Origin of the sequence: Ramlibacter sp. WS9 (genome assembly GCF_003797765.1) — a bacterium.
Classification (GTDB): Bacteria; Pseudomonadota; Gammaproteobacteria; order Burkholderiales; family Burkholderiaceae_C; genus Ramlibacter.
Genome location: NZ_RKMB01000004.1, coordinates 392,919 through 401,216 on the forward strand (window position 1 = coordinate 392,919; position 8,298 = coordinate 401,216).

7 protein-coding genes and 1 riboswitch are annotated in these 8,298 nt (G+C 70.5%); all 7 genes read left to right on the top strand.

The window, feature by feature from the left end; genetic code table 11:
• Positions 1-50: 50 nt before the first annotated feature.
• Positions 51-121: riboswitch (S-adenosyl-L-homocysteine riboswitch) on the bottom strand.
• Between the two features lie 44 nt (positions 122-165).
• Entirely contained in the window at positions 166-726 is a 561-nt protein-coding gene (locus tag EEB15_RS09935; protein WP_141509666.1) for a hypothetical protein, read from the top strand.
• 308 nt (positions 727-1,034) lie between these two features.
• Positions 1,035-1,274, top strand: coding sequence for a hypothetical protein (locus EEB15_RS09940; protein ID WP_141509667.1), 240 nt, complete (start codon positions 1,035-1,037; stop codon positions 1,272-1,274).
• A 49-nt stretch (positions 1,275-1,323) separates the two neighbouring features.
• On the top strand, positions 1,324-4,635 hold the full coding sequence (locus tag EEB15_RS09945; protein ID WP_141509668.1) for a papain-like cysteine protease family protein: 3,312 nt from the start codon (positions 1,324-1,326) through the stop codon (positions 4,633-4,635).
• A 21-nt stretch (positions 4,636-4,656) separates the two neighbouring features.
• Positions 4,657-5,715 carry a hypothetical protein gene (locus EEB15_RS09950; protein WP_141509669.1) on the top strand — a complete coding sequence of 353 codons (1,059 nt, stop codon included), beginning with the start codon at positions 4,657-4,659 and terminating at the stop codon, positions 5,713-5,715.
• Positions 5,712-5,972 carry a hypothetical protein gene (locus EEB15_RS09955; protein ID WP_158290057.1) on the top strand — a complete coding sequence of 87 codons (261 nt, stop codon included), beginning with the start codon at positions 5,712-5,714 and terminating at the stop codon, positions 5,970-5,972. The genes EEB15_RS09950 and EEB15_RS09955 overlap by 4 nt, the downstream gene beginning before the upstream one ends.
• Positions 5,969-6,847, top strand: a complete 879-nt coding sequence (locus EEB15_RS09960) for a hypothetical protein (RefSeq protein ID WP_141509671.1) — start codon at positions 5,969-5,971, stop codon at positions 6,845-6,847. The genes EEB15_RS09955 and EEB15_RS09960 overlap by 4 nt, the downstream gene beginning before the upstream one ends.
• On the top strand, positions 6,844-8,298 hold a 1,455-nt coding region (locus tag EEB15_RS09965), incomplete at its 3' end, for a S8 family serine peptidase (protein WP_199236497.1). The genes EEB15_RS09960 and EEB15_RS09965, both read left to right, overlap by 4 nt.

Consider the following 8,298-nt stretch of genomic DNA (forward strand, 5'->3'; position numbering starts at 1 on the left):
AACCACTGTCGAGATGGGAATGCCTGGCGGCAGGGCTCACCTCACGAGACAGTGGGTGAGCGTCGTTGCGAATGATTTCCGAGCCTCACGCCCTGTTGGCGCTGCAACGCTCCTCGGATGGCCGCGATTGTACCAAGCAGGCCCGTCCGGCGCTAGACTGGGGGCATGAAGCTGCGCATGATCTTCCTGCTGGTCGTTGGCCTCATTGCGATGGCCGTTGCAGCCCAGCCTGTCCGGCCCGGCTCCGGCACGGTCGACACACGGGAAGAATGCACGGCGCTGCAAGGCAGCTGGAGCGTTGCGGGCAACGGCTGGCAAGCCGGCTGCGAAGTGCCCTGGAGCCGCGAAGACTGCCTGCAGCTGGGAGGCGCATGGACGCAGGTGGCGAAGGCCGCCACGGGTGGCCGGTGCCTCGCGCGCCTTTCCGAATTCGCCCTGGCCCAGCAGTGCCTCGACCGCGGCGGGCAATGGGGGCCGCAGGGCTCGCCAACGCAGAGTTGTACGTTCGTGCCGCGGCCGTCTCGCACCGTAGGCCCTGTGCGGGCGCCGGATACCGGCAAGCGCTGCGACAGCCAGAAGGACTGCATGAACGGCTGTATCTACCAGGGCCCTCCCGTCGCCGCGGGCGCCGATGTCATCGGGCACTGCCGCGCCAGCGCCATCGCACGCGGCTGCCATTCGATGGTCGAGAGCGGCCGCCTCGCCGGCAGCGTCTGCTTGAAGTAGCCCACCCCGAAGCGCCTTCGGCGTTGCCCTCTCCCCCTCAAGGGGCGCCACCAGCGGCCCGGCAAGGCCGGTTCCGCGGTGGCCTCGGATGACCCACACCGTTTCGCGTGCGCTCGCCGCACGTTGGAGCTGGCGGCGGGGTTCAAGAAACCCACTCGCAACTGACCTGTAGGGGGCTACCGCGGAACCGCGCTTCGGGCGTGGGCGTGATGCTCGCGTGATGCGCCGGTGATGCACGCGTGATGGCACGCCCGGACACTGGCTCTCAACCCGAGAGAACCCCAGACACACCTTACCGAAATGAGGCCATGCCGCTGCTCGAAGACCATAGCGCCGCTTTCATCGTGCGGGTGTGGTGCGAAAGCGGCGGCGAGGAGCCCGGGACGGTTCGCGCCTGGCGCGGGTCGGTCGAGCATGTGCCGACCGGCGCCCGGGCATTTTTTACGGAGCTCGATGCCGTGATCGCCTTCATGAAGCCCCATCTCGTGGCCCTCGGCATCGAGGAGCCCGCGCGTTTCTGGGAGCAGGTGGACGACCTCGCCCGCTGACATCCCGCACACGATCCCTCACCGCAGCGCACAACCCCAGGAGAGCGACATGCCCCGGATTCAAGCCAATCGCGATGCCATCGACGACCGTTTCAGCGTGCTGGGTTTCACCGTGCGCACGGAAAGCCCCTTGTTCGAAGTGGCCGTGGCGACGGATCCGAACCTCTTCAAGGCGGAGAACCGCACCCGCCGTGCGCGCGCCAATTTCTACTCCAGCCGCGCGCATGGCGTCACCCGTGCGCGCCGCGGCGAGGCCGTGTACCTGGTGCCGCCCGACGTGCTCGGCAACTTCGTCGGGCAGCCCCGCCTGTACTTCGGCCTGGCCACCTACCGCGAGAACTCGCGCGGCACGCCGGACTTCGTGCAGGCGCCGAGCGACAGCTCGATGTACGTGAGCCTGCGCCAGCTCACCGAGCGCGGCCTGCGCCGCTCGCTCGCGCCACAAGGCGGCTCGTCCTACGGCCAGGTCAACGGGCACGACCCCAGCCTGGATTGGGGGGGAGACATGGTGCGCAATGGCGCCGCGACCACGCCCGCCTCCCCGGGCACGCCGATTGCCGCCGCACCCAACGGCAGTGCCGGTTCCGCGACCCAACCCGCCGCGCCCGCCAATACAGTGGCGCAAGCCTACGACGACGGCTTCGGCGCCTTCCCCGAGCACGAGCCCGTTGCCGGCGCGCTCGACCTGCTGCTGCGCGACTACAACGGCGGATTGCGTGAGCAGTTGCGCTTTTTCCGCGAGAGCGTGTCGTGGTTCGCGGGGGTGAACGACACGAGCGACTTCCCGCACTCGGCCATCTGCCAGGTGTTCGATCCCAGCCAGGGCACCGAGGCCGAACACGGCACGGCGTTCTACATCGGGCGCAACCTGCTGCTCACCGCCGCGCACGTGGTGGCCGGCCAGAGCAGCCTGATCATCGTGCCCGGCAAGAACGGCGAGGGCATTGACACCAAGCACGAACCGTTCGGGCGCTTCACCGTCGCCAGCGCCAACTGGCGCGCTCACGAAAGCTACGTGGCCCACAGCAGAGACTTCGATTTCGCGATCATCAAGACGCCGAACGAGGCGCCCGGCGGCCGCTGGTTCAACCTGCTGGAAGAGCTGCGGCAGTCGCGGCCGGAAGGCGTGGCGGTGTGCGGCTATTCCGTGCGGTCTCGCAACAGCGGCATCGTCGCCCGGCTCGTCAACCGCAGGATCGACACACGCAAGCAGCACCTGCACGCCGGCGCGGTGCGCACCGTCGCCGACGAAACGTTCATGTACGACATCCAGACGCTGCCGGGCGCCAGCGGCTCGCCGGTCTACTGGATCGAATCCGGCACGCTGCCGCGCGCCCACGTGGTGGGCGTGCACGTGGCGGGCGGCGACGACGTCACCAACAAGGGCTGCCGCCTCACCGACGCCAAGATCGCGTGGATTCGCGCGCGCGCCGCCGAATGGGGCCAGTCGAATGCGATGGAAGTGGACGACGAGGAATTGCCGGCGCAAGCACTGGCCATTCCGCTCGATCCGGGCGCGGGCGGCCGCTCCGTCGGCTTCGGTGCGCTACAGGCCGGCGACATCATCGTCTCGACCACGCGCCAGTTCGTCTCGCGCGCGATCCGCCTGGGCACGCTATCGGCGGTGAGCCACGTGATGCTGTACGCGGGCGACGGCAAAGTGATCGAGTCGGTCGGTTCGGGCGTGCGCGAGATCACGCTGGCTGCGGCGATCGACGACGCCATCCTCGCCGTGGCCTACCGCCATCCGCAGCTCGACGCGGCGCATGCGGCGGCGATCGTCACCTACGCGCGTTCCCGCGTGGGCAATCCGTACAACTATGCCGGCGTGGCCTACCAGGGCTACCGCATCCTCAACCCGGTGCCGGGCGCGGTGATCGATGCCATCGCGCGCAGGCTGGGCGTGGAAGTCGGCCAGGCCGGCGCGGTGTACTGCTCCGAGCTGGTGCTGGAGAGCTTCGAGCACGCCGGCGTGCCCCTCACCAGCAACCGCCCGGGCCAGAGCACGCCGAGCCAGGTGGTGCAGATCGCGCGCGGCCGGCTCTCGTACGTCGGCCACTTGAAGGCCGAGGACGTGCCACTGGGCATCCAGCTCGGCCTGCCCGATGCGATGGACACGACGGCCTTGGGCGCGGGTTTCTCGGTGCACTGGAACGACGTGCCGCTCTACGCACAGACCAGCAACGCCTCGTGCTGGGCCGCCGCCGCCGCGATGATCGTGAGCTGGCGCGACCAGATGTCGATCTCCGACCAGAGCATCGCGTCCAAGGTACCGGTGTTCAACGCGTACAAGCGCGGGCTGTTCCCCTCGGAACGCAGGCCGCTCGCGGACGCCTGGGACCTGGTGCCCGAAGCGCCCGCTTCGTACACCATCGAAGCCTGGTGCCAGATGCTACGGACGAGCGGACCGATCTACCTGGACATGAACTGGTCGCCCGGCGCGGGTGGGCACGCGCGTGTGCTGGTGGGCATGACCAGTCGCGGTGCGGCCGACGGATCGGACACCATCATGTACATGCACGACCCCTGGCCGGGCACGCCGGGGCGCATCAAGCTCACCTTCGCCGAATTCCTGCGCCTTTATGAAGGCCGCGTCGGCAACTCGGGCGGGCAATTGCAGTACCAGATTCTGCATTCCGGCAGCGTGCCGGCGGGCCGTCGCACCGTCACGGCAGCGCCGTTCTCGCTCAGCCTCGCGGCCGACCTGGAGCCGCCGGTGCTGGTGGACGTGGAGCGTCAACCCGAGCCCGTGGCCAAGGCGCAAGCCGCCGTCGCGCCGGCCACCGACGGCCGCGCCATGCCCGCGCCGCCGCCGGTGACGCAGCAACCCGAGTCGCAGGCGCAGGCCGCACCCGCGGTGGTGCCGATCGCGAGCGCCATCGTCGGCGCGACCATGACGCGCGTCATGAACAACGTGGGCGACATCACCTGGGAACTGGACCAGTTGCGCGGCCTCAAGCACCCCAACGACCAGGCGCCCAGTCCCGCGCCGGCGTTCCAGGACGGCGCCGTGATCCGCCTGACTGACTGGCCCAAGTTCGACGTAGGTGGCGTGGACGAAATCAGCGCGGGCTTCCAGATCGCGTGGCAACACAACGGCAAGTCGCTGGGCAACGTGCAGATCTCCAACGTCGCGACCAATGACGCCGCGGGCTGGGGACTGCACGTGAAGGCGCAGATCATGGACGACAACATCGTCTATCCGCGCAACGCCCCGGCCTTCGCCGCGCTGCGCATCCGCTTCGACTACCGCTTCAGCGCCCTCGTGGGTTCGGACCGCCTGGCCTACCGCGAGGTGCATCTGTTTGCCAACGGCAGCTACAACCTCGCCGGCGACTGGACGCAGAACACCTTCCTCTGAGCCGCAGCGAGCCACCACGCCATGGATGCCCGTCCTTCCCGCCCGCCGCCGGCGCACATCGGCTTTGCCGATGACGCCGCGCCCGCGCAGGCATTGGCGGGCCTTCCCGGCATGTTGCCCGGCCTGCCCGGCGGCTCGCGCCCCCCCGCCAGCAACCAGCCCGCCGCCAGCGCGCCCGCGGCGCCGGGCGCGCCCACCACGCCCAAGGCACCGGCCACTGAAACGCTGGCCGGGCGCACCGGCGCGCTGGTCAACGAGGTCGACTTCCCCGGTTTCGTGGCGCAACTGGTGCACGGCACCTTCGACGCCATCGTCGACGCCTCCATCCGCCAGATGGAGAGCTATGCCGACCTGCTCGCCGCCGTGTCCCAGACCACCGAGCAGTTCACGCAGAACAACGTCAGCCCCGACCAGGCTCGCGACTGGATCGCGCAGCGCTACCCGGGCGACGTCGCCCTGCGGCTGCCGCGCGGCACCGACGAAGTGGCCGCCGGCGCGCAGCTCGAGCCTCGCGGCGAAGGCGTGAGCCCGGCGTGGCTCGCCGACTTCGGGCTCGAAGGCCAGGAACTGACGGCCGAGTTGCTGGAGCAAGAGGTGCTGCCGCAGGCGCGCCTGAAGGTCGGCGGCGACCGGCTGCAATTGCTCTCGACCATGGTCACGCTCGGGCTGAACCGGGTGGCCGTGAAGGACGGCTCGGTCAGCGCCAAGGTGATGTTCCGCGCCGCCGCCAAAGATTCCTCCACCGTGCAGTACGCGCAAGGCCCGGGCGACAGCGCCGGCGGCGGGAGCAACTGGGGCACGCGCGGCAACAACGCCTATGCCGGTGTGCAGACGCTGGTGCAGACGGTGAACGTCAACGCGCAAAGCAGCACAGAGCTGCGTGCCGACCTGTTCGGCGAGGTCAAGCTCAACTTCGTGTCGGAGACCCTGCCGCTGGACAAGCTGGCCGACCCGGTGAAGCTCGGGCTGATCCAGCGCCATGCGGCCGTGGCGCGTACCGCCGCGCCCGTTGCCGCGCCCCAAGCCGCCCTGCCCGCGCCGGCCACGCCCACGGCGCCCGCGCACCCGGGAGCACGATGATGCTGCGCGAACTGCACGAAGTCATCTGCGAGCTGCAATCCAGCGTGGCGCCGATGACCGTCGCCGCCAGTGCCGGCCTGCGGATCGATGGGCTCGAGCTGAACCTGCCGCTGGACATGGCGCTGGTTCTGCGCGATGGCGGCTGCGCGCTGCTGGCCGACCTGCCTCGCAACACCGCCGATGCGGCCTGGGAGCGCGCGCCTTCCCGGCTGCATCTCACGCTGCAGGCCACGCCCCTGGCGCAGGAGCAGGCATGACCGCGCCCTCCAACACCCAGGCCCTGCCTTCGCTGATGCAGAACAGCGGCGTGCCCTTCGACGTGCTGATCCAGTCGTTGACCGAACAGCTGGACAAGGCGCAGGCCACCATGGCGCTCAAGGCCCGCGTGGGCAAGCTGCCCATGACCTTCGCGGTGAAGGAGGTCTCGCTCGACCTGCGCGCCTTCGTGCAGCTGGTGGACGACGACGTGTACGTGCGCCCCGCCGGCCCCGGCGACGCCGGCGCCAGCAGCATCAAGCTCGCGCTCACCACCATCACGCGGTCGATGGTCGAAGAGAACGCGATGAACTTCCAGGCGGAAGATCCGAAGTTCTCTCTGCGCGAGGCGCTGGGCGACCACATCAACGCGGAAGACCAGCGCAGCCTGGAGCGCATCGGCGTGCGCTCCATCGCGCAGCTCAACGACTTGCGGCAGGCGGCAGGCGCCGACGTGGTCGCGCGCCTGGCGCGGATGCCGGTGAACCGGCTGCAGCAGGCGATGATGGCCGCGAGCGCGCCGCGCATCACGCGGGTGGAGAGCCAGCCTGTGTCGCGCGAGCCGGCGCTCGTGCCCGCGCACACAGGCCCGATCACCGCACCGGCGACCAAGCCCGCGCGCGTCTTGCCACAACCCACACGCATCCACGTGGAAGCGCCGCTGCTGCGCGCCGGCCATCTGCCGGTGATCCGGGCGCGCGGCGTGCCGGTGCCGGTGGTGCATGCGCTCGACCAGACGCTGGTGCTGCAGCCGCTCGCGCACCAGCTCGGCAGCGATGCTGAGCTGGACTTCGGCGACGGCCAGGTCGCCACGGTGCGGCTGACCGACGGCAGCGTGGGCTTGTGGCACGCCGTTGCCCCTGAGGTGGCGCCATGAATGCCATGAACGCTTTCGCCCCGCGCGTGCCGCGGCGCCTGCTGGTGACGCTGCACCTGGGCGAGATGCCCGAACACCTGCCCGCATGGCGCGCCACGACGCGCCATGGCGTGGCGCCGGCGGAACACGTCGACGGCGGCATCGTCGACCGGTTGCTGCGCGACTACGGCGGCGGTTTCCGCTGCGCCCGCGTTCACAGCGCCCGCGCACCGCGCAACACGGCCGTTCCCGGCGCGCGCCGCTTCGACAACATCGAGCAATTGAGCGGCGTGGCGCGCGTGCTGCGCATCGAGGTGCAGCAGGACGACTCCCTGCACGACCTGGTGCAGGCCCTGCGGCAGGTGCCCACGGTGGAGAGCGCGCTGCCCGAGCACCTGAGCTTCGCGCCGCTGCACGCGACGGCTTTCGGCCCGGCGGCCACGCAACGTACCGCGCCGGTCTATGACGCCGCCGAAGCCTGGAGCCCGCGCGAGATGATCCGCTTGCCGCAGGCCCTGGGCTATACCCGCGGCGACCCGGCCGTGATCGTCGGCTTGGTCGATACCGGCGTGATCGCGCAGCACGCGGCGCTGCCGGCGGCGGCCATGCGGCGCGGCTTCGACACGGTGGACCTGGACCCGGCATCGGTCGGCGGCCTAGGCCTGGTGGGCGACAGCCACGGCCGCGACGAAGACCCGACCGACGACGTCGGCCACGGCACCGGCTGCGCGGGCATCCTGCGCGCCGACGGGCTGGACCTGCCGCCCGGTGGCGCGGGCCTGTGCAGCCTGCTGCCGGTGCGCGTGCTCGGCGCCGCGATGTCGAACGAGCGGCGCGTGGGCGTCGGCTCCATCGCCAACATCGACGCGGGCATGAAGCGCCTGGTCGATTTGGGCGTGAAAGTCATCAACATGAGCTTCGGCACGGCCGAGAGCCAGCTGCCGCCGGGCGCGGCGCTACCGCACCTCGAAGTGGTGAAGTACGCGCTGGCGCGCGGCGTCATCCTGGTCGCCGCGAGCGGCAACTCCGGCCTGGTCGAGCGCTACTTCCCCGCCGCGCATGCCGGCGTGATCGCCGTGGGTTCGGTGAACATGCGCGGCGAACCTTCGCGTTTCTCCACGCGGGGCGAGCACGTCGCGTTGTGCGCGCCGGGCGAAGGCATCTGGACCTGCGGCCTCCAGGAGGACGGCAAGGGCCTGCAGCGCGCCAACGGCACCAGCTTCGCCGCGCCCTTCGTGAGCGCGGTATGCGCGCTGCTGGCCGCCCGCGCGAACGATCGCGCCTGGCCGCTGGACGGCGCGCAGGCCCGGGAACTACTCATGGAAAGCAGCCACGCGCATCCGCGCGCCGACACCGTCGGCAGTGGCGCGGGCGTGCTCGATGCGTGGGCCGCCCTGCGCGCCCTGGAGGCCCGCATGGACGCAGAAGATGAATCCGACGACGACGCCCCCGGTGACGCCGCCGCCCCTCCC

What these genes read in the sequence shown, in the direction of transcription:
- EEB15_RS09960 (WP_141509671.1), top strand. Translation starts at nt 5,969, where the DNA reads ATGACCGCGCCCTCCAACACCCAGGCCCTGCCTTCGCTGATGCAGAAC.
- EEB15_RS09955 (WP_158290057.1), top strand. Translation starts at nt 5,712, where the DNA reads ATGATGCTGCGCGAACTGCACGAAGTCATCTGCGAGCTGCAATCCAGC.
- EEB15_RS09935 (WP_141509666.1), top strand. Translation starts at nt 166, where the DNA reads ATGAAGCTGCGCATGATCTTCCTGCTGGTCGTTGGCCTCATTGCGATG.
- EEB15_RS09950 (WP_141509669.1), top strand. Translation starts at nt 4,657, where the DNA reads ATGGATGCCCGTCCTTCCCGCCCGCCGCCGGCGCACATCGGCTTTGCC.
- EEB15_RS09940 (WP_141509667.1), top strand. Translation starts at nt 1,035, where the DNA reads ATGCCGCTGCTCGAAGACCATAGCGCCGCTTTCATCGTGCGGGTGTGG.
- EEB15_RS09945 (WP_141509668.1), top strand. Translation starts at nt 1,324, where the DNA reads ATGCCCCGGATTCAAGCCAATCGCGATGCCATCGACGACCGTTTCAGC.